Source organism: Actinoallomurus soli, from assembly GCF_024055715.1.
Classification (GTDB): Bacteria; Actinomycetota; Actinomycetes; order Streptosporangiales; family Streptosporangiaceae; genus Actinoallomurus; species Actinoallomurus soli.
This window is the reverse complement of sequence record NZ_JAMXMV010000001.1, coordinates 869810-891344: the sequence shown is the minus strand read 5'-3', so window position 1 is coordinate 891344 and position 21535 is coordinate 869810. Positions and strand designations below refer to the sequence as shown.

At 72.7% G+C, this 21535-nt stretch carries 24 protein-coding genes; 12 read left to right on the top strand and 12 right to left on the bottom strand.

The window, feature by feature from the left end; all coding sequences use genetic code 11:
- Positions 1-4: 4 nt before the first annotated feature.
- Positions 5-835, bottom strand: coding sequence for a squalene synthase HpnC (gene hpnC / locus NDW01_RS04040; protein WP_308211629.1), 831 nt, complete (start codon positions 833-835; stop codon positions 5-7).
- Positions 836-1023: 188 nt separating this feature from the next.
- Here hpnC and NDW01_RS04035 point away from each other — a divergent pair, with 188 nt between their 5' ends.
- Positions 1024-2394 (top strand): MGDG synthase family glycosyltransferase, encoded by a 1371-nt coding sequence (locus tag NDW01_RS04035; RefSeq protein ID WP_252816674.1) that lies wholly within the window; start codon positions 1024-1026, stop codon positions 2392-2394.
- On the opposite strand, the gene NDW01_RS04030 is transcribed toward NDW01_RS04035, so the two are convergent.
- Positions 2351-3241, bottom strand: a complete 891-nt coding sequence (locus NDW01_RS04030) for a DMT family transporter (protein WP_252816671.1) — start codon at positions 3239-3241, stop codon at positions 2351-2353. The two genes, NDW01_RS04035 and NDW01_RS04030, sit on opposite strands and share 44 nt — an antisense overlap.
- Positions 3238-4113 carry a DMT family transporter gene (locus NDW01_RS04025; protein WP_252816669.1) on the bottom strand — a complete coding sequence of 292 codons (876 nt, stop codon included), beginning with the start codon at positions 4111-4113 and terminating at the stop codon, positions 3238-3240. The genes NDW01_RS04030 and NDW01_RS04025 overlap by 4 nt, the downstream gene beginning before the upstream one ends.
- Before the next feature lie 289 nt (positions 4114-4402).
- Here NDW01_RS04025 and NDW01_RS04020 point away from each other — a divergent pair, with 289 nt between their 5' ends.
- Together NDW01_RS04020 and NDW01_RS04015 are read left to right on the top strand one after the other, a co-directional pair.
- Positions 4403-5152, top strand: coding sequence for a nucleotidyltransferase domain-containing protein (locus tag NDW01_RS04020; RefSeq protein WP_252816667.1), 750 nt, complete (start codon positions 4403-4405; stop codon positions 5150-5152).
- 122 nt (positions 5153-5274) lie between these two features.
- Positions 5275-5490: a hypothetical protein gene (locus NDW01_RS04015; RefSeq protein ID WP_252816665.1), complete on the top strand. Its 216-nt coding sequence runs from the start codon at positions 5275-5277 to the stop codon at positions 5488-5490.
- A gap of 40 nt (positions 5491-5530) precedes the next feature.
- On the opposite strand, the gene NDW01_RS04010 is transcribed toward NDW01_RS04015, so the two are convergent.
- Genes NDW01_RS04010 through NDW01_RS04005 form a run of 3 tightly spaced genes read right to left on the bottom strand, consistent with a single transcriptional unit; the run spans position 5531 to position 7334 of the window.
- Positions 5531-6379 (bottom strand): GNAT family N-acetyltransferase, encoded by an 849-nt coding sequence (locus NDW01_RS04010; RefSeq protein ID WP_252816663.1) that lies wholly within the window; start codon positions 6377-6379, stop codon positions 5531-5533.
- Positions 6380-6417: 38 nt separating this feature from the next.
- Positions 6418-6522 carry a DUF397 domain-containing protein gene (locus NDW01_RS44220; protein ID WP_406567680.1) on the bottom strand — a complete coding sequence of 35 codons (105 nt, stop codon included), beginning with the start codon at positions 6520-6522 and terminating at the stop codon, positions 6418-6420.
- Positions 6522-7334, bottom strand: a complete 813-nt coding sequence (locus NDW01_RS04005; RefSeq protein WP_252816662.1) for a Scr1 family TA system antitoxin-like transcriptional regulator — start codon at positions 7332-7334, stop codon at positions 6522-6524. The genes NDW01_RS44220 and NDW01_RS04005 overlap by 1 nt, the downstream gene beginning before the upstream one ends.
- A 147-nt stretch (positions 7335-7481) precedes the next feature.
- On the opposite strand from NDW01_RS04005, the gene NDW01_RS04000 reads away from it, so the two are divergent.
- On the top strand, positions 7482-8219 hold the full coding sequence (locus NDW01_RS04000) for an ATP-binding protein (protein WP_252816660.1): 738 nt from the start codon (positions 7482-7484) through the stop codon (positions 8217-8219).
- A gap of 140 nt (positions 8220-8359) precedes the next feature.
- Here NDW01_RS04000 and NDW01_RS03995 read toward each other — a convergent pair whose 3' ends face one another.
- Positions 8360-9124: an NAD(P)H-dependent oxidoreductase gene (locus tag NDW01_RS03995; protein WP_252816657.1), complete on the bottom strand. Its 765-nt coding sequence runs from the start codon at positions 9122-9124 to the stop codon at positions 8360-8362.
- Positions 9125-9195: 71 nt separating this feature from the next.
- Here NDW01_RS03995 and NDW01_RS03990 point away from each other — a divergent pair, with 71 nt between their 5' ends.
- From NDW01_RS03990 to NDW01_RS03980, 3 genes are all read left to right on the top strand, one after another.
- Complete coding sequence (locus tag NDW01_RS03990) at positions 9196-10176, top strand: GlxA family transcriptional regulator (protein ID WP_252816656.1); 981 nt, start codon at positions 9196-9198, stop codon at positions 10174-10176.
- Between the two features lie 93 nt (positions 10177-10269).
- Positions 10270-10998, top strand: coding sequence for an SDR family NAD(P)-dependent oxidoreductase (locus NDW01_RS03985; protein WP_252816654.1), 729 nt, complete (start codon positions 10270-10272; stop codon positions 10996-10998).
- Positions 10999-11043: 45 nt separating this feature from the next.
- Positions 11044-11853, top strand: coding sequence for a M15 family metallopeptidase (locus tag NDW01_RS03980; RefSeq protein WP_252816652.1), 810 nt, complete (start codon positions 11044-11046; stop codon positions 11851-11853).
- Positions 11854-11863: 10 nt separating this feature from the next.
- On the opposite strand, the gene NDW01_RS03975 is transcribed toward NDW01_RS03980, so the two are convergent.
- Both NDW01_RS03975 and NDW01_RS03970 read right to left on the bottom strand, forming a co-directional pair.
- Positions 11864-12808: an MBL fold metallo-hydrolase gene (locus NDW01_RS03975; protein WP_252816650.1), complete on the bottom strand. Its 945-nt coding sequence runs from the start codon at positions 12806-12808 to the stop codon at positions 11864-11866.
- A 22-nt stretch (positions 12809-12830) separates the two neighbouring features.
- Positions 12831-14081: a CynX/NimT family MFS transporter gene (locus tag NDW01_RS03970; RefSeq protein WP_252816649.1), complete on the bottom strand. Its 1251-nt coding sequence runs from the start codon at positions 14079-14081 to the stop codon at positions 12831-12833.
- Positions 14082-14104: 23 nt separating this feature from the next.
- Here NDW01_RS03970 and NDW01_RS03965 point away from each other — a divergent pair, with 23 nt between their 5' ends.
- Both NDW01_RS03965 and NDW01_RS03960 read left to right on the top strand, forming a co-directional pair.
- Entirely contained in the window at positions 14105-14776 is a 672-nt protein-coding gene (locus tag NDW01_RS03965; RefSeq protein WP_252816647.1) for a FadR/GntR family transcriptional regulator, read from the top strand.
- Positions 14777-14963: 187 nt separating this feature from the next.
- Positions 14964-16115: an epoxide hydrolase family protein gene (locus tag NDW01_RS03960; RefSeq protein WP_252816645.1), complete on the top strand. Its 1152-nt coding sequence runs from the start codon at positions 14964-14966 to the stop codon at positions 16113-16115.
- An 81-nt stretch (positions 16116-16196) separates the two neighbouring features.
- Here NDW01_RS03960 and NDW01_RS03955 read toward each other — a convergent pair whose 3' ends face one another.
- Both NDW01_RS03955 and NDW01_RS03950 read right to left on the bottom strand, forming a co-directional pair.
- Positions 16197-16700, bottom strand: coding sequence for a MarR family winged helix-turn-helix transcriptional regulator (locus NDW01_RS03955; RefSeq protein ID WP_252816643.1), 504 nt, complete (start codon positions 16698-16700; stop codon positions 16197-16199).
- Between the two features lie 9 nt (positions 16701-16709).
- Complete coding sequence (locus NDW01_RS03950) at positions 16710-17708, bottom strand: ArsR family transcriptional regulator (protein WP_252816642.1); 999 nt, start codon at positions 17706-17708, stop codon at positions 16710-16712.
- A gap of 59 nt (positions 17709-17767) precedes the next feature.
- On the opposite strand from NDW01_RS03950, the gene NDW01_RS03945 reads away from it, so the two are divergent.
- From NDW01_RS03945 to NDW01_RS03935, 3 genes are all read left to right on the top strand, one after another.
- Positions 17768-18967, top strand: a complete 1200-nt coding sequence (locus tag NDW01_RS03945; protein ID WP_252816640.1) for an MFS transporter — start codon at positions 17768-17770, stop codon at positions 18965-18967.
- A 65-nt stretch (positions 18968-19032) separates the two neighbouring features.
- Complete coding sequence (locus NDW01_RS03940) at positions 19033-19983, top strand: DNA polymerase domain-containing protein (RefSeq protein WP_252816638.1); 951 nt, start codon at positions 19033-19035, stop codon at positions 19981-19983.
- A 196-nt stretch (positions 19984-20179) separates the two neighbouring features.
- Positions 20180-20875 (top strand): nucleoside triphosphate pyrophosphohydrolase, encoded by a 696-nt coding sequence (locus NDW01_RS03935; RefSeq protein WP_252816637.1) that lies wholly within the window; start codon positions 20180-20182, stop codon positions 20873-20875.
- A 30-nt stretch (positions 20876-20905) separates the two neighbouring features.
- On the opposite strand, the gene NDW01_RS03930 is transcribed toward NDW01_RS03935, so the two are convergent.
- A complete protein-coding gene (locus tag NDW01_RS03930) occupies positions 20906-21403 on the bottom strand; it encodes an LURP-one-related/scramblase family protein (protein ID WP_252816635.1) in 498 nt (165 codons plus the stop codon).
- Positions 21404-21535 lie beyond the last annotated feature (132 nt).

Sequence of the window (21535 nt, the reverse complement as noted above, 5' to 3'; positions counted from 1 at the left end):
CGGCTCACCTTCCTGTCGCGAGGACGCGCAGCCACGTCGTCAGCAGCCGCGTCCGCCGGGGGCGGACGGCCCGGCCGAGGACGTCGTGGTCCGCGGCCACGAGCGCGGTGATCGTGGCGCGGCCGCCCGCGATGTAGCCAGCCACGGCGACGCGCGCCGGGCCGGTCAGCTCCGAGACCAGGGAGGTCCCGGCGTCCAGGAGCGCGCCGGCCCGGGTCGTCTGCAGGGCGACCGCGCGGCGCAGCCGGTCCGGGGTCTTCGCGCGCGCGAAGTCGTCGTCCGTGCAGCCGAACCGGCGCAGGTCGGCGCCCGGCAGGTAGACCCGGCCGCGCGTGTAGTCCTCGCCGACGTCCTGGCAGTGCTCGATCACCTGCAGAGCCGAGCAGACCTGGTCCGAGAGGGCGCAGCGCCGCCGGTCCGCCGCGCCGAACACGTGCAGCACGATGTGGCCCACCGGGTTCGCGGACAGCTCGCAGTAGGCGAGCAGGTCCTCGAAGCTCTCGTAGCGGGTGACCGCCTGGTCGCGCCGCCCGGCCCGGATCAGCCGCCGGAACGGCTCGGCCGGGATCCCGTACTCGCCGACGGTCCGTTTCAGCGCCCCGACGGCCGGCACCTGCGCGACGCGCCCGGCGTAGAGACGTGCCAGGTCGTCCTCGACGACGTCCAGCAGGCGGAGCCGGTCGGCAGGCGGGGCCTCGTCTCCGATGTCGTCGATGAACCGGGCGAAGCCGTACACCGCCATCAGGTGCCGGCGGTACCCGCGCGGCAGCAGCCGCGACGCCACCGGAAAATTCTCCCGGCGCGCTTTGTATATGACACCCTCTGCCGATGACACGGCTTCACGATTTCCCTGGAGAGACGACGTAAACGACTGGGCGGCCGATAACAGCCGAGCAGACCGTATATCGACGATGATTTGACTCTTCAGAGATCAGCAGGTTGCCCTCATCAGGGAGAACTCATACTGACGACGCCGCCGTCGAGCGAGGAAAAGGCCCGCCAACAAGGACTCACGGAACTCTAATGAAAAGCACCGAGAAAGCCCACCTGAGCATTCCCGGAAATGGACCCGGCACCGGCCTCCGCGTACTCGTCCTCAGCGCCGGGATGGGCGCCGGTCACGACGCCGTCGCCGTCGAACTCGCCGCCCGGCTCGCGGCCGCCGGTCACGACGCCGACGTCGCCGACGTGCTCGACCTGCTCCCGCTGGGCCTCGGGCGCGTCCTGCGGGCCTGGTACGGCTGGATGATGCGGCGTGCGCCCTGGTCGTACGCTCTGATCTACCGCGTGTTCTTCTCGCCCGGCCGCCGGTCGCGCGCGGCCCCCGCCGACCACCGGGCGCGCGCGACCTCGGCCGACCGCCGAATACCCGCGGTCGCCGCCGAACACGGGCCACGCGCGGCCTCCGCCGGCCGCCGGACACGCGCGGTCGCCGCCGAACACTGGGCACGCGCGGCCTCCGCCGGCCGCCGGGCGCTCACGGCGTCCGCCGGGCGGCGGCCGGCGTGGCTCGCGTCCCCGCTGACCGTGCTGGCCGCCGCGCGCCTGGACCGCCTGCTGCGCCGGCGTTCGCCGGACCTGGTCGTCTCGACGTTCCACCTCGCCGCGCAGGCGGCCGGGCACCTGCGCCGCGCGGGACGGTCACCGGCCCCCAGTGCGGTGCTGCTCACCGACTTCGCGGCCCACCGGCTGTGGCTGCACCCGGGCGTCGACCGCTACCTGTGCCCCTGCCCGGAGACGGCGCGTGACGTCGCCGCCGCGACAGGTCGTCCCGCCGCCTGCCACGCTCCGCTGACGCGTCCCGCGTTCCAGAACGCGCGGGCCGACGCGGCGGCGGTCCACGCCCGGCTCGGCACCCGGCCGGAGGACCGTCTGGTCCTGGTCTCGGCGGGCTCGTGGGGCGTCGGCGAGGTCGAGGAGACCGCACGGGTGCTCGCGCGCTCGGGCCGGTACGTGCCCGTCGTGCTGTGCGGCCGCAACGACGCGCTCCGCGCCCGGCTCGACGCCGCCGAGGGGACCGTCGCGCTCGGCTGGCGTACGGATCTTCCCCAGCTGATGGCCGTCGCCCACGCCCTGGTCGACAACGCGGCGGGGCTGACGTGCCGGGAGGCGTTCGCGGCGCGGCTGCCGGTCGTGTCGTACCGGCCGATCCCGGGCCACGGCCGGGACGGCGTCCTGGCGATGGCCCGCGCCGGGCTCAGCGTCCATGCCGAGGACGCCGGGCGGCTCCTCACCGAGCTCGACCGGCTCGCGGACCCCGCCGTACGGGCCCGGCCGGTCGCCCGCGCGGCGGCGTTGTTCGACGCTCCCCCGGCCGAGGACCTGCTCCTAGCGCCGTACGCGACGGCGGTCAGTGCCCCAGAGGGGTCTCACTCTCCGGACCGGGCGGGTTGACCTGGGGGTGGTCGCGGACGGGCGGTGACTGGGCCAGCAGCCTGCTGCCGTACAGGAGCAGGCCGACGCCGAGGAGCTCCAGGACCACCCACCCGCCGAGGCGGATGTTCTCGCCGAACAGGCCGACCCCGTACGCGATGCTGGAGACCGGGTCGGAGACGTTCAGGGCGGGCTGCACGGCGACGAGCGTGCCGCTGTGCAGGGCGTTCTGCAGGAGGAAGAGGCTGCCCAGCCCGGCCGCCACCATGGCCCACACCGACCAGGAGGTCAGCAGCGCGACCGGACCCGCGGGCAGGACATGGGTCGCCTCCTTCATCAGCGCGGCCGTGAACGCGAACCCCAGACCCGAGGCGACCCCGAGCAGCGCCGCGCGGCTCGCCCCGCGGGTGACCTTCGCCACCGAGACGAGGTAGGCGGCCAGGCCGAGGGTCACCAGCGTGGCGATCGCCCACTCGATCCGGTTCGGATGCCGGTGCCCGGCGGACGGGGCGGCGGAGGCCAGGAGGACGGCCAGCCCGACGGTCAGCGCGGCGACCGCCCGCCAGGACTCCGTGCCGAGCCGGATCCGGAAGAGACCGGCCAGCAGCAGCATCGTGATCGGCAGTTCGGTGACGAGGATCGGCTGCACGAGGGACAGCTCTCCGGTGGTCAGCGCGGCGGCCTGGAACAGGAACCCGAACATCAGCGCGACGATGCCGCCGAGCCAGTCCGGGCGACGGATGAGATCCCAGATCAGCGCGAGCCGGAACGCCTCGTCCTCGGGCACCAACCGTGCCGCATGCCGCTGGAGCACGGATGCGAGGGCGTTGCTCGCCGCGGCGAGGACCGCGAACAGTACGGAGATCATCCCGGCCCGCCGCCCTGCCGCGCGGCCGGTCCCGGCTTGTCGAGGAAGGACGAGCGGCCGAGCACGCCGATCCCGGCGACGATCATCAGCAGGCCGAGGACCTCGGCCGCGATCGCGGGCCCGGTGAACCGGAGGTGCTCGGCGAAGACGAAGATCCCCAGAATGATGCCGATGATCGGCTCGACCGCCGTCATCGCCGGCAGCGAGATGCCGATCGGCGCCGCGTCGAACGCGCTCTGCGCGAGCAGCAGCGACAGCAGGGCGATGATGATCAGGGCGTACGGCTGCCAGCTCCGCAGGGCGACCGGCACCCCCTCCCCCAGCTCGAGCAGCGAGCTGCGGGTCAGCGCGTCCTGCACGCCGAACAGCATTCCGGCCGCCGCCGCGAACAGCATCGCCTTGGTCCGCAGGGAACGCGGGAGGGCGGCCAGCACGAGCCCGGCCGCGACCACCACCACGGCGCCGGCCACAAGCCAGCGGAACGACGACGGTCCCGTGGTCCGCCCCCCGTGCGGCTGCCCGAAGGCCAGAAAGATCACCGCTCCACCCGTGACGAGCGATCCGCCCAGCCAGACCTCCCGGCTGAGCGGCTCCTTGTAGACCCCGTGAGCGATGACGAGCGCGAAGATCAGATTGGTCGCCAGCAGCGGCTCGACCCGGCCCAGGTCGGCCTCGTCGAGCGCCACCGCACTCAACACCTGCCCGCAGATCATCGCGGCGATGCCCAGGAGCCACACCGGCTGGCGGATGAGATGGGCGAGCAGCTTGAACCGCAGCATCTCGTCCAGCGGCTCGCGGTATGCCACGTGCTGCTGGGCGACGAATCCGATGCCGAGGAAGCAGGCCGCCGCGAGAGCGAGGAACGTCTTCATCGGCCGCCCGCCGAACTCACGTAGGGGGTGGTACCCCTACGCCCCGTCTCCTACCGGCTGACCTGCGATTCCATCGGCCTGCCGCTCGGGACGGGCGGCCGCGCCCTCGGGACGGGCGGCCGGCCTCGGCCGCGCCCATGACCGGAACGCGATCCCCACGACCGGTCGGCCGGACGGCCGGACAGCCGGACGGCCGGACAGCCGGACAGCCGGACGGCCGGACAGCCGGACAGCCGGACGAGAAATATTCGCACGACCGGTCCATGGCGGGGACGAGAGGATGATCCTCATGACCGACACCACGTTCCTCGACCTCGTCGCCGACCGGCTCGCGGCGCTGCCCGCCGTGCGAGCCGTCACTCTCGGCGGCTCGCGCGCCCAGGGCACGCACGGCCCGGACAGTGACTGGGACCTGGCCGTCTACTACCGAGGCGGGTTCGACCCGGCCGATCTGCGCGCCGTCGGCTGGGACGGCGAGGTCTCCGAGCTCGGCGGCTGGGGCGGCGGGGTCTTCAACGGAGGAGCGTGGCTCACCATCGACGGCCGGCACGTGGACGTCCACTACCGCGACCTCGACGTCGTCGAGCACGAACTCGCCGAGGCCCGGCAGGGCCGCTTCCACTGGGAGCCGCTGATGTTCCACCTCGCCGGCATCCCCAGCTACCTGGTGGTCGCCGAACTCGCCGTCAACCGGGTGCTGCGCGGCACGCTGCCCCGCCCGGAGTACCCGCGGGCGCTGCGCGAGGCGGCTCCGCCGGTGTGGCGCGGCCGCGCGGCCGTGACGCTCCAGTACGCCGAGGACGCCTACGCCCGGCGCGGTCAGGCCACCGAGGTCGCGGGGGCGCTGGCCACCGCCGCCATGAACACGGCACACGCGGTGCTGGCCGCGCGCGGTGAGTGGGTCACCAACGAGAAGCGCCTCCTGGAGCGCGCCGGCCTGCGCGGCATCGACACGATCACCACCGGACTGCGCCCGGAACCCGGCGCCCTCGTGACGGCGATCAGGCAGGCGGAGGAGCTGTTCGAAGCCGTGATCTAGACGCCGCCCCATCACCGCCGTGGATTCTCGTCGCCGGTGACACCGAAATCCTCGGCGCAAGCGTCACTCCCCCGGTCTTAACCACTCGACAGCGGCTCGGATCTGGCCGCAAAGTAGTACGCATGCGCATCGCGTTAACGGGGATCGGAATCATCTGCGCGGGTCTGTTCATCTACTGGATCACGGGGCCGTACGGCGCCGTCGCGTTCACCTTCTTCGGCCTGTGGGCCATGCTGCTGACGCTGTCGGCCGCGTTCGTCTCGGGGGCACCGGCGGCGGACGTGGTACCGGCCGAGGAGCCCGCCGAAGAGGGGAGCCGCGTGGCCGGCGGATCGTGACGGGGGCCGCCGCGCCTCCGCGAGCCGGAGGCGCGGTCCCTCAGGCGCGGCGTCCGCCGAAGGAGATCACCAGGTAGTCGTCCAGGGGCTGGAAGCCGATACGCCGGTGGATCGCGTTGATCCCCGGGTTGGCCAGGTCGGCGAAGACGACGACCTCTTCCGCCCCGGCCTCGACGACGGCCCGGCCGACCGCGGCCGTGGCGGCTGCGCCGTACCCGTGCCGCCGGTGCTCCGGCGGGGTGTAGACAGGGGCGATCCGCGCCATCCCGGCGACCATCCGGGTCTGACCCGCGAGGGCCACCGGCGTGCCGTCCCGTTCCCAGAGCGTCAGCCCGCCGTACGCGATCCGGTCGTCGACCGCCGCCGCGTGATCGCCGGGGCGCTTACGGATCTCCCGTTCCGCGTCGTGGTACCAGTCGAGGAGCAGGTCGCGGTCGGCGGGCTCGGCGAGGCGTGCCCGGCCGGGCGTGTCCGGGACGCGCACCTCTTCCAGTCGGTAGAGGCGCCGGCGTTCCCAGATCGTGCAGCCGGATCCGGTCTCGGCCCGCCAGCGTTCGGCGAAGATCTCGGCGAGCTGGTGGCGGCCGGTGACCCCCGCCAGCCGCCGTCTCTCGGCGGCCAGGGTCTTCGCCAACTCGGTGACGGCCTGCGCCGGCATGGCGCTGAGCAGCAGGGGGAAGGGCGGCGTGTGCACGAACGCCCCGGCCACGCACCCGGTGGACAGGAAGAATCCCATCACCGCCGGCGCGTCACCGTACGCGGTCAGTCCCCGGGCGCGCAGGGACTCGGCCACGGTGATCAGGACCGTGTTCTCGACCGGCCGGGACCGGAGGAAGAACCCAGCGGTCGCGTCATATTCCGCAATATCCCCGGTCATAACCCAGCCCATGAGCCCCATACTGCCCAGTATTCGGCTGGGTTCTCAGGTCAACCGGCGATTGTGACCAACGCGTCACGCTCAACGACGGCGACCTCGACGCATGCCCCGCCCTGATTGGTGCTTCGGCTGCTCTTACGCCACGATGAACCCATCACATGACCTCCATGATCTGTTTGATCATGTCCCGCGACGCGGTCTCGGGCAATGCCTGATGCCCGATCCGCTCGTAGCGCAGATCGAATGACGTCACCTCATCGATATTGGGGACGAGTCGCCCTCCTCCCGGAGCCTCGACGTAGGCCACCTCACCGAACGGATCGGCCAGCCTGAGGATCATGAACGCTCCGTCAAGGCCCGGATGATGTCCGACGGCCTTCGGGACGACCCGCACTCCGATATTGGGGCGTTCCGAGAGCTCGAGGATGTGGGCGAGCTGGGCTCTCATGACGTCCCGCCCGCCGCAGGGCGTTTCAAGGAGGGACTCCGACAGCAGAGCCCATAGAACGGGGGCGTCTTCCCGGTCGAGCACCGCCTGGCGAGCCAGGCGGTGCTCGAGTGCCGCATCGACGTCGCTGACCCCGCCCGACGCGAGACCGGCCCGCGCGTAGTCGGCCGTCTGGAAGAGGCCGGGAACCAGGGCGAGTTCCCAGATACGGATCACCTTGGCGCGGGCTTCGAGGTCGAGGTACTGCTTGAACCAGTCCGGATCATGACCGAGCGTCGCATACCAGACGAGAAGGGAGAATATCCCGCCAGTCTGCCATTTACGGTCGATCGCCTTGGCGCGCGTTTCGTCGAGTCGCATCTCGCCGGTTTCCAGCCGTGAAACTGTCGACTTCGAACCACCGAGCACCTCCCCCATCAGGTCGCCGTTGAGCTTGCGCTGCTGGCGGCAGAACCGCAGGTAGTAGGCGATGAGCGCCCACATCGACGACTTGGGGTCTGGGGATTCCCGGAAACTCATGGCCATCCTCCGGCGTTTCGCTGACTTGCGGGACTTGTCGGCAACCGAGACGACTTTAGGGCGAGAAAGGCACGGTGTTAGCGGGAACACAGAAATTAACGACCCGCGAGGGCGGCAGAAATGACGCATACCATGCAACCCGGATATATGGCCGCGGCAGAAATCGCCGAGAACGGTGCGGCCGCGTGGCGGCTACCCCCGGATCCGCGGTGCGCCTCGGCCGGCCGGTCGCTGGTCCACGACACCCTCACTGCGCTCCGGCTGCCCGGTGACCTGGTCGACGCCGCGGTGCTGACCGCGAGCGAACTCGCCACCAACGCCCTCAAGCACGGCCTCCGCCCCGGCCCGTACGACCCCGTCATCCCGGCCGAACTCTGGATCTGGAGCCGTACGACTCCACGCCCGGAGCTCGTGGTGGCGGTCTTCGACGCATGCCGGACCGCCTGGCCGGCCGCGCGGCCGGGCGATCTGCTCGCCGAGCACGGCAAGGGACTCGACATCGTCGGCACGGTCTCCGGCTCCTGGGGCGCCCACCTGTCGCGGTCCCGCCTGGGCGCCGGGCCGGGGAAGGCGGTGTGGAGTGCCTTCCCCCTGGGTGACGCGTCGCGGCCCGCCGCCCGGCCCGTAGTCGCCTCCGCCGTCGCTCAGAACCTCGCGGCGGCGCTTTCCGCACGCGGCATCGACGACGTCGCGCACCGCCACGGGGTCCGCGTCTCCCTGGTCGGCGTCCCGCTGCCCGGCGGCGGCGCCCTGAACGTGTGGGTGCGCGCCGAGGGCTTCGACTTCGCCGGGTCCGGCGGTATCCGCGTCCATCGCCCCGTCACCGACCTGCAGGACGTCGCCGAGCACCTCGTACGCCACATCGAGGAGCACGGCCGTCGGTGATGGAGGCGCCCTCCACGCGGACACTGGCGCCGCTGACCGCGCGGTGAAGGCGGCCCCACGACCGGGCGCCCACGTCCACGGCATGATGCTCGCCGATGTGGGCGCCCAGAGTGTCCCTGTATCGGGGTTCTGTACCAGCGTCAGGCCACGTGCGCTCCCAGCCCTGTCAGGCCCGGTGCCACGTCCGGTCGCAGCACGAGGTTGGGGTCGTAGTCTCCGCCGTTCTGCGTTCGGTACGCGATCGGCTCGGTCGCCGGGATCGCGAGCAGGCGCTCGCGCAGTTCCTTGGCCGCCGCCTCGCCCTCCTCGGGCGTGAACCTGTCGGCACCCGAGATCAGCACCGGGGGCAGCACCTGTGCGCCCGCGTAGAACAGGGTGCCGTGCTGCAACGGGAACAGCAGCTCGTCGACGGCTCCGTGGATGCCCCGCTCACCGTAGAACCACGCCGGCCCGCCCATGGTCACGACCGCCATCGCACGCTTGCCCGCGAGGAACCCGTCTCCGTAGCCGATCCACTCACCGTTCGGGCCGCGCAACCCGTACGCGAAGCCCTGGTGCCAGACCCGGTCGAACCAGCCCTTGAGGATGGCGGGCATCCCGAACCACCACATCGGGAACTGGACGACGAGGGTGTCCGCCCGGTTGATCTTTTCCTGCTCGGCTCGGATATCGGCGCTCAGCGCGCCGCTCTGATACGCCTGCTTCGCGGCGGCGGCGACCCGGAACCGCTCCGCCGGCGGGTGGGCGTAGCCGGCGGCGTCGACGACGGGGTTCCAGCCCATCGCGTACAGGTCCGACACCTCAACGTGGTGACCTTCGGCGCGGAGTGCGCGCTGCCCCTCCGCGGCGAGGTGGCCGTTGAGCGAGCGGGGTTCGGGGTGGGCGAGAATCCAGAGAACATCCATGGCTTCGATCATGAACGGGCGACACGGCCACCACGACTGGCCTGATGGACAACATGTGCGAGGATCGGGCCATGACCGCCTTCGCCGATGACGGGCGCCACCGTGTGGCGGTCCTGGTCCGTGACGAGATCCTGTCCTTCGAGCTCAGCATCGTTCACCGCCTCTTCGGCCAGGCGCGCTCGGCCGCCGGTACCGCGCTCTACGAGGTCGTGACCTGCGCGCTCGACCCGGGGGACGTACGCACGGACGCCGACTTCACCATCACCGTCGTTCACGGCCCCGAGGCGCTGGCCGAGGCCGACACCGTCGTCGTCCCGGGATCCCGAGTCGACTTCGAGCCCCGAAGCGGGCCGCTCGCCCCCTCGCTCACCGCCGCGCTGGCGCGGATCCGGCCCGGCACGCGGATCGCTTCGATCTGCTCGGGATCCTTCGTGCTGGCCGCGGCGGGCCTGCTCACCGGGCGGCGAGCGACCACGCACTGGCGCTCATCCGCCCGGTTCCGGGAGCGATTCCCGAACGTCGTATTCGACGTGGACGTCCTCTACACCGACGACGACGGCGTCCTCACCTCCGCCGGAGCGGCGGCAGGCATCGACCTGTGCCTCCACATGATCCGTACCGACCATGGCGCAGCGGTCGCCAACGAGGTGGCGCGCGGCTCCGTCGTCCCGCCACACCGCGAGGGCGGGCAGGCGCAATACGTGCAGCGACCGATGCCGGACCCGAGGGTCTCCTCAACCGGCAAGGCACGCCAATGGGCACTCGCGAACCTGCACCGGCCCATCACGCTCCGGGAACTGGCAGCCCAGGAATCGACGAGCACGCGAACATTCACCCGACGATTCCGAGACGAGATCGGCACCTCGCCGGGACGGTGGCTCACCCAACAGCGCATCGAGCGAGCCTGCTCCCTCCTGGAACGCACCGACCTGCCCATCGATGAGGTCGCCGTCACCGCGGGCTTCGGCACCGCCGGCTCGATGCGGTTGCACCTGCAAGCCGAGCTGGGGGTCTCCCCCAGCGCCTACCGCGCCACATTCCGCGGCCCCTGACAGGCTTGAACGAGCACCTCGGCCCCTCCGCGAGGCCGTACCTCAGGGCGGGCACCAGGGATCAGCGGGGTACACCGGGGGAACGGGTGGGGTATGCGGCTGAGCGGGGCGCGGGTGCTGATCACCGGGGCGTCCTCGGGGATCGGGGCGGCGACGGCGCGGGAGATGGCGCGGGCCGGTGCGCGGCTCGTCCTGACCGGGCGGGACCGGCGGCGGCTGGACGCCGTCGCGGCCGAGACCGGCGGGCGGGTGGTGGCGGGCGACCTGGCCTGGGACGTCGCCCGGCTGGCCTCACGCGCCGGGCCGGTCGACGTCCTGGTGAGCAACGCCGGGGCGGGGTGGGCCGGGCCGCTGACGCGCATGCCCGGCAAGGCCGTCGACCGGCTGGCCGCGGTCAACCTGACCGCGCCGATCCAGCTGACCCGGCTCCTGCTGCCCGGCATGGTCGAGCGGGGCGGCGGCCACGTGGTGTTCGTGTCCTCCATCGCCGGCGCCGTGGGCGTACGGGAGGAGGCGGTGTACTCCGCGACCAAGGCCGGGCTGATCGTCTTCGCGGAGGGGCTCCGCCACGAGGTGCGCGACGTGGGCGTGTCGGTCGTGCTGCCGGGCGTCGTGGACACGCCGTTCTTCGCGCGGCGCGGCCGGCCGTACGCCCGCCGGTGGCCCCGACCGGTCTCGCCCGAGCGGGTCGCGCGGGCCGTCGTCGCCGCGGTCGAGCGGGACCGCGCGGAGTGCTACGTGCCGTGCTGGCTCCGGCTGCCCTCCCGCCTGCGGGGCGCGGCGCCGGGCGTGTTCCGCTCGCTCAGCGGCCGGTTCGGCTGAGGGGGAAGGGTTCCGCCCGGAGCGCGGACCTGATAGGCCAGAGGGATGCAGAGACCCGCCACCGTCGTCCGCCGCCTGACCGTCGCGCTCGCGGCGCTGCTGGCCGTGACCGCCGCGGCCCCGGCGGCGCAGGCTCGTACAGAGCCGAAGGCCCCCAAGGGGTTCGTCGCGCTGAGCGACGTCGACCCGACGATCATTCAGGAGATGCGCTACCCGACGAAGCACAACTTCGTGGGCCGGCCCATCGACGGGTACCGCCAGCCGATCTGCATCCTGACCAGGACGGCCGCCCAGGCCTTGCACGAGGTGCAGCAGAGGCTGGTGCGCCGCGGCTACTCGCTGAAGGTGTACGACTGCTACCGCCCGCAGCGCGCGGTGAACGACTTCGTCGCGTGGGCCGAGGACCCCAAGGCCACCCAGATGAAGGCCGAGTTCTACCCGCGCGTCGACAAGTCGCGGCTGTTCGCGGACGGGTACATCGCGGAGAAGTCCGGGCACAGCCGGGGCAGCACGATGGACCTCACCGTCGTCAGGCTGCCCGCCCGGCCGACGCCGCCGTACCGCCCCGGGCAGCGGCTCGTGCCCTGCTACGCGCCGAAGTCCGAGCGGTTCCCCGACAACTCGATCGACATGGGCACCGGGTTCGACTGCTTCGACACGCTCGCGCACACCCTCGACCCGCGCGTCAAGGGCACGCAGCACGCGAACCGGCTGCTGCTGAAGCACGCCATGGAGGCCGCGGGCTTCGTCAACCTGGCCGAGGAGTGGTGGCACTACACCTACCAGCCCGAGCCGTTCCCGAACACCTACTTCGACTTCCCGGTCTCGCGCGCCTCGCTGCACGGGCGGCGCTGAGCCGCGTGGTTCAGACGGCGCAGCGGAGCGGGCCGCCGTTGTAGGCGATGGCGTCGGTGAAGGCGGCGATCAGGTCGAGTTCGGCGCCTTCGGCGTCCGCGTACGCGCGGTGCAGGTTGAGGACGATCCGCTCGCGGTCCGGCCACGCGGCGAACGGCCCGAGGTCGCACGCCCGGGCGGCCTCCAGGGGGGTCAGCCCCTCCTCCCGGCCGCGCCGCGCGATGTCGAGGATGAGGCGGTAGTACGCCTCGTGCGCCGCGAGGACGGGCGCGAACTCGCCGGTGATGATCGCTCCGTGGCCGGGCACGACCGTACGGGCGCCGAAGCCGGCCAGCCAGTCCAGCGAGCGCAGCGCCCCTTCGACGGATCCCATCAGGACGAGCGGCGTCACGCCGTGGAAGACCAGGTCGCCGGTGAACAGCACCTGCTCCTCCGGCAGCCACGCGACCACGTCCCCGGCCGTGTGGGCGCGGTGTCCGGGATGCCGGAGCTCGATCCGCCGCTCACCCGTGAACAGGGTCAGCTCGTCGTCGAGGACGACCGCCGGTGGCCGGATGTCCGAGACGCCCCAGTCGGGGGACGGCGACCAGATCGGCGGGGTGGCCCGCAGGATGAAGTCCGCCAGGAGCTCCTCGCGGGTCGCTCGGTGGCCGACCACCACGGCGGAGGCGGGGAGGAGCGCGTTGCCGTACGCGTGGTCCCCGTGGAAGTGCGTGTTCACCGCCATCCGTACGGGTGCCCCGCCGGTCGCCGCGTCGACCGCCGCGAGGAACCGCCGGGTGCGCTCGGCCGTCGCGCACGTGTCGATGAGGATCACGCCGTCGGCCCCGTGCACGGCTCCGGCGTTGTTGATCCACCACGACCCGTCCGGCTGATGCCAGGCGTGCACGCCCGGCGCCACCTCGGTGAGCCGCGGTCCGCCGCCGTCGGCCATCGTCGTCTCCTCGCTCGGCATCCGGCGATCTTATCGATCGGTGTCAGGCGATCCGGCGATCGCGGCCCGCGACGAGGCCGGCGGTGAGCTGCAGCACCATGAGGACGGCCATGAGCACCAGTGGCGTCCGCCAGCCGCCGCTGTGCTGGTAGAGCACCCCGACGAGGATGGGCACGGGGATCGAGATGAGGTAGCCGGTGCTCTGCGCGAAGGCCGACAGCCGGGTCACCGTGGCGCCGTCCCGACCGCGCATTCCGATCATGGCCAGGGCCAGCGGGAAGGCGGTGTTGGACAGGCCGAGCAGCACCGCCCACAGCCAGGCCGCGCCGGCCGGCGCGGCCCAGAGCCCGGCGAACCCGGCCAGGCCGCACAGGGCGAGGCCCGCCGCCAGGCCGCTCTGACTCCGCAGGCGGCCCGCGAGGGCGGACAGCGGGTAGGACAGGGGCACGCTGAGCAGGGAGGTCACCGCGAAGAGCAGGCCCGCGGCCTCCGCCGACAGCCCGGCGTCACGGAACATCTGCGGCAGCCAGCCGATGATGACGTACGCGCCGCCGGCCTGCAGGCCGAAGAAGACCGCCAGCGCCCAGGCCGTGGGGCTCCGGGTGATGCGCACGTCGGGCACGTCACCCGGTGCGCCCGCCGCCCCGCCCGGCGCGGCGGCGAGCGGTGCGCCGCGCCGGCGGCCGAGGACGAGCCAGGCCGGAACGGCGACGGCGGCGAGGACCGTCCAGGAGCCCAGACCGGCCTCCCACCGCCCGCCGAACGCCCGGGCCAGCGGAACGGTGCCCGCGGCGGCCGCGCAGGCGCCGACGTTGAGCGCCATGGAGTACACGCCGGTCATCGCGCCGACCCGGTCCGGGAAGCGCTGCTTGACCACCACCGGCAGCAGCACGTTCGTCACCGCGATGCCGGCCAGCGCGACGGCGCTGAGCACGATGAAGACGAGCGTGCCCGATGAGAAGGGGCGCGCGACCAGGCCGAGCGTGAGCGCCACGGCCCCGAGCGCGATCACCCCGTCCGCCCCGTACCGCCGGGCCAGCCGCGGCGCGGCGAAGCCGACGAGCGCGAAGCACACCTCCGGCAGCGAGGTGAGCAGCCCGGCGACGGTGCCGCTCATCCCCAGCGCGGAGCGCACCTCTTCGAGCACCGGGCCCAGGCTCGTGACGGCGGGGCGCAGGTTCAGCGCGGCGAGGACCAGCGCCACGACCGCCAGCCTGCGGCTCGGGAGCGGCGACGCGGTGAGGTCCTGCGACGGTTCGGCGTAATGCGGACGAACCGCCTCATTTTTCGACATGGCGCCAATCGTAGAATCATGGGATGAATCTCGCACCAGTCCCGCGCCGGGGCGCGCTGTCGGACGAGGTGATCGCCCGGCTGCGGCAGCAGATCACCTCCGGCGCCTGGCCGGTCGGTTCGCGCATCCCCACCGAGCCGGAGCTGGTCGAGCAGCTGGGCGTCGCCCGCAACACCGTGCGGGAGGCCGTACGGGCGCTGGCCCACAACGGGATGCTGGACATCCGCCAGGGCTCCGGCACCTACGTCGTGGCGACCAGCGAGCTGTCCGGCGTCATGCGGCGCCGCTTCGCCGAGGTCGGCCGGCTCGACGTCATCGAGGTACGGGGCGCCCTGGAGGCCGCGGCGGCGGGACTGGCCGCCGCGCGGCGTACGGATGAGGACCTGCGCCGGCTCGACGCCCTCCTGGCCGGGCGGGAGAAGGCCTGGGCCTCCGGCGATCGGGACGCCTTCGTCGACGCGGACGCCGCCTTCCACCTGGCGGTCGTCGCCGCGTCCCACAACGAGGTGATGGCCGAGCTGTACGCGGACCTCGGTCAGGTGATCCGGGACTCGCTGCGCGAGCACTTCGGCGCCGAGCTCTCGCCCGAGGGATACATGGACCACTCCCGGCTGCTCGACGCCATCCGCGCCCGTGACGCCGACACGGCCACCGCCGAGGCCGCCTCCCACACCGCCCACCGCACCGACCCGTGACCCCGCTCCGGCGACGTTGCCGGCTTCCGGAGCACGCCGCGGCGCTGTAGGGTCCTGGGCAGCGGAACGACGCGAGGAGGTGAGCCCGATGACGACGACCGGTCCTTTCCGGGCGCTCCTCGCCGACGCGGCTTTCTGACCCGCACCGGGGAGTGTCCGTCCGTACACACTCCTCAGCGAAGGAAGCATGACAGTCACGCCTTTTCAGATCTCCGTATCCGACGACGTCCTCGACGACCTGCGCGCACGCCTCACCCGTACGCGCTTCACGACGGCGTCCGACACCACCCCGTGGGCGGCCGGGGCCGATCCCCGCTACCTACGCGAGTTCGTCGCGTACTGGGCGGACGCGTTCGACTGGCGCGCGGCCGAACGAGCGCTGAACGCCTACCCGCACCACCGCGCCGAGATCGCCGGCCGGCGGGTCCACTTCGTGCACGTACGCGGCGTGCGTCCCGAAGGCGGACCCGAGCCGCTTCCACTCGTCCTGACGCACGGCTGGCCGAGCAGCTTCCTCGAGATGCTGCCCGTCGCCCGGCGCCTCGCCGACCCGGCCGCGTACGGCGGCGATCCCGCCGACGCCTTCGACGTCGTGATCCCCTCGCTGCCCGGATTCCTGTTCTCCGAACTTCCGGACGGCCCCTTCACCCGCCGCGGCGTCGCCGAGACCTGGCACGCGCTGATGACCGAGACCCTCGGCTACCGGCGGTTCGGGGCGTTCGGCGGGGACATCGGGGGCGGCGTCACCCAGTGGCTCGGCGCACTCTTCCCCGAGAGCCTGGCCGGCGTCCACGTGACGTCCGCGGTGATCACCGAGGACTTCGGTGACCGGCCGCCGACCGCCGAAGAGCAGGCGTTCCTCGACGACCTGCGCGCCTACGACGAGAAGGACGGCGGGTACAGCGAGATCATGTGGACCCGGCCGGACACGATCGCCGCGGCCCTCATGGACTCCCCCGCAGGGCTCGCCGCCTGGATCATCGACAAGTACCGCGACTGGAGCGACTGCGGCGGTGACCTGGAGGCCCGCTGGGACATGGACACCCTGTGCACGATCGCGACCCTGTACTGGGCGACCGGCACGATCGGGTCGTCCTTCCGGCAGTACTACGACTATCCGCTCAACGCGCCGATCCCGCGGATCACCGTCCCGGCAGCGGTGACGCTGAGCAACGAACCTGCGCTGCGGGCCCTGCCCCGGAGCCTCGCGGAGCGGGTGTACGCGGACCTGCGCCACTGGCACCGGCCCGAGCGGGGTGGGCACTTCATGGCGCATGAGGAGCCCGAGCAGGTGGTCACCGACCTGCGCGCCTTCTTCCGGCCGCTGCGGACCGGCTGACGGGGGTACTCCCGGTCGATGCCGGGCGGGGACGCCGTCCCGCCTGGCACGGTCGGCGGGGACGCCGCCCTGCCTGGCGCGTCACGCTCCGCTCTTGCGGCGGCGCGGCGCTGCCGAGCGGGGCGGCGTCGAGCGCATGTGGTCTCGTACCGGCCCCAGCAGGCCGGCGAGGGATTTGACGTCGTCGCGTGAGAGCGGCTCGAAGAGCAGGCCGCTGACGACCTCGATGTGACCGGGCAGCACCTCCGCGAGCAGCGCGCGGCCGGCCTCGGTGATGGTGACCGTGATGCTCCGCTCGTCATCCGGAGAGGGGGCGCGCACGACCAGGCCCGCCTTCTCGAGCAGACCCGCCTGGTAGGTCAGACCGCTGCGGCTGTAGACGACGCCGTCGGCCAGGTCGGTCATGCGGTGACTGCCCGTCGGTGAGTCCCCGAGACGGGCCAGCAGCTGGAACTGCACGTAGCTGAGATCGCCGGCCTCGCGCAGCTGCTGCTCGACCGCGTGCCGCAGCAGGCTGGTCACCTCGATGAGGGCGAAGTAGGCGCCGAGCTGCACGGGGTCGAGCGACGGCGGTGAGTCAGGCATGAGAGGAGTCTACTGCTTCGAATTCGAAGGGCCGCCGTCATCGGGGGCCTGGGCGCGGATGAGGACCTCGCCGGCGGCGGTGCGGTCGTAGAGGACGGCTCGTCCGGCGCGCCGGCGCCGGACGAGCCGGGCATCGAGCAGGACCCTCAGGTGGCGGCCCACCGAACCCAGTCCCTGGCCGGTCAGGGCGACCAGCTGCGTCGTGGTCTTGGGCGTGTCCAGGAGGACGAGCACCCGCGCCCGCGCGGGCCCGAGCAGCGCCCCCAGGGCGTCGGAGACCGGAGCCGGCTCGGGGCCGGCGAGCACACCGGAGCAGGGATAGATCACGGCGTGCCGGTCGGAGTCGTTCCAGGAGACCCAGCCGACGCCCGGCGTGACCGGGACGAACAGCAGCCGCGTTCCGGACAGGTCCCGGGGCGGGGAGTCGTACCGGTTGATCTGGAGACGGCCCTCTCCCAGCCAGCGCATTCCCGGACGCATCGCGTCGAACGCGGCGGCCCATCCGGCCTGGCCGAGTTGCGCGGTCCGCGCGACGATGTCGGCCTCGATGACGCGCCGGCGCCGCGCCCAATCCGGCTGGACCATCTCCGTCCAGATCCACTCCAGCAGGCCGGCGAGGCGTTCGGCCAGGTCCGTTCGGCGGAGTCCCGCCGGGACGGGGCCCCGCAACGCGACCTCGAGATGCCGATGGACCTGGTCGGCGGGCACCTCGCGGATCGCCGTCAGTTCGTCGTGGAAGGCCGGATCCGCCGCACCGGAGGACGGAGGGACCACGAAGTCCGCGATCCAGCCCGGACGCAGCGCGGAACGTACGAGGAGCGCGGTGACCGGATCGCCGGCCAGGCGTGCCCGGTAGGCGGCCAGGTGGGCGTCGAGCCACGCCCGCTCGCCGGGGTGCGCGCCCGCGTTCTTGTGCAGCGCGAGGAGGCACGCGGTGGTCTCGGCCAGCGGCGAGACCACGAACCGGCTCTCCGCCAGTGTGTCCGTGCTGAGTCGCCACCAGCCCACGTTTCGCCTCCCCGCGAAACGTTAACGGCCCCGTCCCGCCGGGCGTGACACTCCCGATCATGCCGACCACCTACCGAGGGCTCTTCCGCACGCCCGAGTTCGCCCCGCTCTTCGCGACCGCGTCGGTCCAGATCGCCGCGACGACGGTGAGCGGCCTGGCCCTGGGCACGCTCGTCTACACGGCGACGGGCTCACCGCTGTTGTCCGCGCTGAGCATGTTCGGCCCGTCGCTGGCGCAGGTGATCGGGGCGACGGCGCTGCTGTCGGCGGCCGACCGGCTGCCGCCCCGCGCCGCGACGGCGGGCCTGGCGCTCGCCTTCGGGTCGGGTACCGCCCTGCTGGCCGTCCCGGGCCTGCCGATGTGGGCCGTCTTCGCCGTGATCATGTTCCTGGGGCTCGTGGGCGCGGTGGGAGGCGGGGTGCGATACGGCCTGCTCAGCGAGATCCTTCCCGGCGAGGGCTACCTGCTCGGCCGTTCCGTGCTGAACATGTCGGTCGGCATCATGCAGATCTGCGGGTTCGCCGTGGGCGGCGGGCTGGTGACGGTCCTGTCCCCGCGCGGCACGCTGCTGACCGGTGCGGCCCTTTACCTCGTCACGGCGGCCGTGGCCCGGTTCGGTCTCAGCGGCCGCCCACCGCGGGCCTCGGGACGGCCGTCGATCGCCGCGACGTGGCGGACGAACGCGCGCCTGTTGTCCTCGCGGCCCCGCCGGTACGTCTACCTCGCCCTGTGGGTGCCGAACGGCCTGATCGTCGGCTGTGAGTCGCTCTTCATCCCGTACGCGCCACGGCACGCGGGACTGCTGTTCGCCTTCGCGGCCGGGGGGATGCTGCTCGGCGACACGCTGACCGGCCGGTTCGTCCCGCCGGGCCTGCGGCGGTCGCTCGACGCGCCGCTGCGCCTGCTGCTCGCCGCGCCATACCTCGTCTTCGCCGCGCACCCGGGCCTCACCATCGCCGTGGCCGCGATCACGCTCGCCTCGATCGGGTACTCGGCCACCCTGCTGCTGCAGGACCGTCTGATGGCCCTCACGCCGAAGGACGTGCACGGGCAGGCGCTGGGCCTGCACTCCGCCGGCATGCTCACCATGCAGGGCGTCGGCGCGGCCCTCGCCGGGGCGGTCGCCCAGCACGTCTCCCCCGCGACGGCGATGGCCGTGATGGCGGCGGCCTCGGTGACGGTGACCGTCCTCCTCGCCCCCGGGCTGCGCGGCGAGCCCGCACCCGTACCGGAGGCTTCTCCGCAGTCGGCCGCCTGACACCGGCATGCCGGCGCCCGGCGCGGGCATGGACGACTCCGTCCGGTACGGCGGAGGATGGGGCGATGAGCGGGGACGGCGAGCAGCGCGACGGGGTGGCCCTGACCAACCTGGACCAGCCCCTGTTCGAGGGGGCCGACGCGACCAAGCGGGAGCTGGTGGACTACCTCGACGCGGTCGCCGACCGGATCATCCCGAACCTGCGGGAACGCCCGCTGTCGGTGATCCGGGCCCTGCGCGGGCAGCGTCCCTTCATGCAAAAAAACCTCCCGAAGTACGCCCCGTCGTGGATCCCGGCCGTGCGGACGTGGGCGGAGGCGTCCCACCGGGAGGTGACGTACGCGGTCTGCGACGACCGCCGGACGCTGCTGTGGTTCGCCAACCAGCGCGCCGTCGAGTACCACCCCGCACTCCTGCGCGGCGACCGGGTCACCCACCTCGTGCTCGACCTCGACCCGCCGGACGACGGGGCGTTCGGTCTCGCCGTGCGTGCGGCCCGCCTCGTTCGCGAGGTCCTCACGGACGCCGGCCTCACCGGCGTGGTCAAGACCAGCGGCGCCAAGGGCGTCCACGTGTTCGTCCCGGTCGACGGGCGGGTGACCGCGGAGGAGGCCGCCGCGGCCACCCGGGCGATCGGAGCCCGCGCCGAACGCCTGGATCCGGCGCTCGCCACCACGGCGTTCATCCGGGAGGACCGCGGCGGCAAGGTGTTCATCGACTCGACCCGCGCGGGCGGCGCGACCGTGGTGGCCGTCTACAGCCCGCGCGTACGACCGGGGGTGCCCGTCTCGTTCCCCGTCGCCTGGGAGGACCTGGACGAGGTCACGCCGGCGGACTTCACGATGCGGACCGCGCGCAGCCTGCTCGCCGAGAGCGACCCGTGGGCCACGCGGATGCCCGGTCCGCAGCCGCTGGATCCGGACCTGGTCGCCGAGGGCCGTACGATCCCGGTGGCCCGTGTGCAGGCGATGCACGAGGGGAAGCGCCGGGCCCGCGCCCGGCGTTCCGGCGCCTGAGGGCGGGTTGCCGGGTCAGAAGCGCCGTGCCCCGGGCCCGGCGTTCGGGTGCCTGAGGGCGGGTTGCCGGGTCAGAAGCGCCGTGCCCCGGGCCCGGCGTTCGGGTGCCTGAGGGCGGGTTGCCGGGTCAGAAGCGCCGTGCCCCGGGCCCGGCGTTCGGGTGCGTGACGAAGGGGCGCCGGGTCAGACTGGGCCCATGAGCGATGCCGACGAGCCGTACGGTGACCCGTCCCCCGGGGACTCCGGCGTTCCCCGTTCCCTCGACCGTGTCCTCGCGGACGTCGCCGCCGAGCGCGCGGCGCAGGACGTGATGTGGGGCGTGCAGGACCTCCCGGACGGCACCGGGAGCGAGCACACGGCGGCGGCGGACTCCGCCAAGCGCGACTGCCGGGAGGCCTGGGCCGACGCCCGGCTGACCTGGCGGCACATCCTCGCCGAGGAGTTCTGCGAGGCGCTGGCCGAGACCGACCCGCGTGCCCTGCGCACGGAGCTGATCCAGACCGCCGCCGTCGCGGTGAAGTGGGTGCAGGCGATCGACCGCCGCGACGGAGAGCTCACCCACCGGGCCCCGGCCGGCCCCGGGCGGATGGAGAAGCTCGTACGCGATCGGGTGCCGGACCTCATCCGCGCCGACGGCGGGGACCCCGACGTACGGGCCGCCGGGGACGGGGAGTACCTCATGCTGCTGCGGGCGAAGCTGTACGAGGAGGCCGGGGAGTTCGCGGCGTCCGGTGACGTCGAGGAACTCGCCGACGTGCTGGAGGTGGTCTACGCCCTCGCCGCCGCGCGCGGCGTCACGGCCGGCGAACTGGAGCGGCTCCGCGCGGCCAAGGCCGCCCGCAACGGGTCCTTCGAGCGGCGTCAGGTGCTCCGCCGCTCTGACCGGCACTAACTTCAAGGGCCGCCCCGGCGTCGCGCCCGTTCAGTCGCCCTCGTCCCGGTGCCGGTCGTCCTCGGCGAGCTCGTCGACGGCGACGGCGACGGCGAGGACGAGCGGGACGTCGGGGTGACCGACCTCGATCCCGTACGTGTCGCGGATCCGGAACCACTTGCGGGAGGTCTGCGCGACGACGCCCTCGTCGGCCTCGATCCGGTAGTTCTTCTCGATGAGGTCGCCGGTCGCGGTCCACTCCTGCCCGTCGGCGAGCTCGACCACCATCTTGTGGCGGAGCGGGCTGAACAGCTTCTTGTGCACCTTCGCGACGGTCTCGCCGTCGCGTTCGACAAGCATGGTGTCGCGGATGCTGACCATCTTCTTCCGGATGACGGCGAGGACCTCCCCGCCCGGCCCCTTCAGCTCGAACGTCTGGCGCAGCCGCAGCGCCTTGCCGTCGACGAGGAAGGCGCGCTCACCCGCCTCGTCCTCGATCCAGAAATCGTCGCCGATGCTGAACATCCGCTCGCGCATCACGAACTTCACGGCGCCTCCTCGGTCCGTCCTTCTCGCCGGGAGGATCCCCGTCTCGCCGACGATCACTCGTCCGGAAACGGGTGACTTCTCCGGCGAGGCACAGAGGCTCACACGAACCGCGTGCCCGATTGATACCGCCGT

What these genes read in the sequence shown, in the direction of transcription:
- NDW01_RS04030 (WP_252816671.1), bottom strand. Translation starts at nt 3,241, where the DNA reads ATGATCTCCGTACTGTTCGCGGTCCTCGCCGCGGCGAGCAACGCCCTC.
- NDW01_RS03965 (WP_252816647.1), top strand. Translation starts at nt 14,105, where the DNA reads ATGAATCTCGCACCAGTCCCGCGCCGGGGCGCGCTGTCGGACGAGGTG.
- NDW01_RS03955 (WP_252816643.1), bottom strand. Translation starts at nt 16,700, where the DNA reads ATGCCTGACTCACCGCCGTCGCTCGACCCCGTGCAGCTCGGCGCCTAC.
- NDW01_RS04015 (WP_252816665.1), top strand. Translation starts at nt 5,275, where the DNA reads ATGCGCATCGCGTTAACGGGGATCGGAATCATCTGCGCGGGTCTGTTC.
- NDW01_RS04010 (WP_252816663.1), bottom strand. Translation starts at nt 6,379, where the DNA reads ATGGGCTGGGTTATGACCGGGGATATTGCGGAATATGACGCGACCGCT.
- NDW01_RS04005 (WP_252816662.1), bottom strand. Translation starts at nt 7,334, where the DNA reads ATGAGTTTCCGGGAATCCCCAGACCCCAAGTCGTCGATGTGGGCGCTC.
- NDW01_RS03970 (WP_252816649.1), bottom strand. Translation starts at nt 14,081, where the DNA reads ATGTCGAAAAATGAGGCGGTTCGTCCGCATTACGCCGAACCGTCGCAG.
- NDW01_RS03990 (WP_252816656.1), top strand. Translation starts at nt 9,196, where the DNA reads ATGACCGCCTTCGCCGATGACGGGCGCCACCGTGTGGCGGTCCTGGTC.
- NDW01_RS04035 (WP_252816674.1), top strand. Translation starts at nt 1,024, where the DNA reads ATGAAAAGCACCGAGAAAGCCCACCTGAGCATTCCCGGAAATGGACCC.
- NDW01_RS03960 (WP_252816645.1), top strand. Translation starts at nt 14,964, where the DNA reads ATGACAGTCACGCCTTTTCAGATCTCCGTATCCGACGACGTCCTCGAC.
- NDW01_RS04025 (WP_252816669.1), bottom strand. Translation starts at nt 4,113, where the DNA reads ATGAAGACGTTCCTCGCTCTCGCGGCGGCCTGCTTCCTCGGCATCGGA.
- NDW01_RS03940 (WP_252816638.1), top strand. Translation starts at nt 19,033, where the DNA reads ATGAGCGGGGACGGCGAGCAGCGCGACGGGGTGGCCCTGACCAACCTG.
- NDW01_RS44220 (WP_406567680.1), bottom strand. Translation starts at nt 6,522, where the DNA reads ATGGGTTCATCGTGGCGTAAGAGCAGCCGAAGCACCAATCAGGGCGGG.
- NDW01_RS03975 (WP_252816650.1), bottom strand. Translation starts at nt 12,808, where the DNA reads ATGCCGAGCGAGGAGACGACGATGGCCGACGGCGGCGGACCGCGGCTC.
- NDW01_RS03945 (WP_252816640.1), top strand. Translation starts at nt 17,768, where the DNA reads ATGCCGACCACCTACCGAGGGCTCTTCCGCACGCCCGAGTTCGCCCCG.
- NDW01_RS04000 (WP_252816660.1), top strand. Translation starts at nt 7,482, where the DNA reads ATGGCCGCGGCAGAAATCGCCGAGAACGGTGCGGCCGCGTGGCGGCTA.
- NDW01_RS03995 (WP_252816657.1), bottom strand. Translation starts at nt 9,124, where the DNA reads ATGGATGTTCTCTGGATTCTCGCCCACCCCGAACCCCGCTCGCTCAAC.
- NDW01_RS03935 (WP_252816637.1), top strand. Translation starts at nt 20,180, where the DNA reads ATGAGCGATGCCGACGAGCCGTACGGTGACCCGTCCCCCGGGGACTCC.
- NDW01_RS04020 (WP_252816667.1), top strand. Translation starts at nt 4,403, where the DNA reads ATGACCGACACCACGTTCCTCGACCTCGTCGCCGACCGGCTCGCGGCG.
- NDW01_RS03980 (WP_252816652.1), top strand. Translation starts at nt 11,044, where the DNA reads ATGCAGAGACCCGCCACCGTCGTCCGCCGCCTGACCGTCGCGCTCGCG.
- NDW01_RS03985 (WP_252816654.1), top strand. Translation starts at nt 10,270, where the DNA reads ATGCGGCTGAGCGGGGCGCGGGTGCTGATCACCGGGGCGTCCTCGGGG.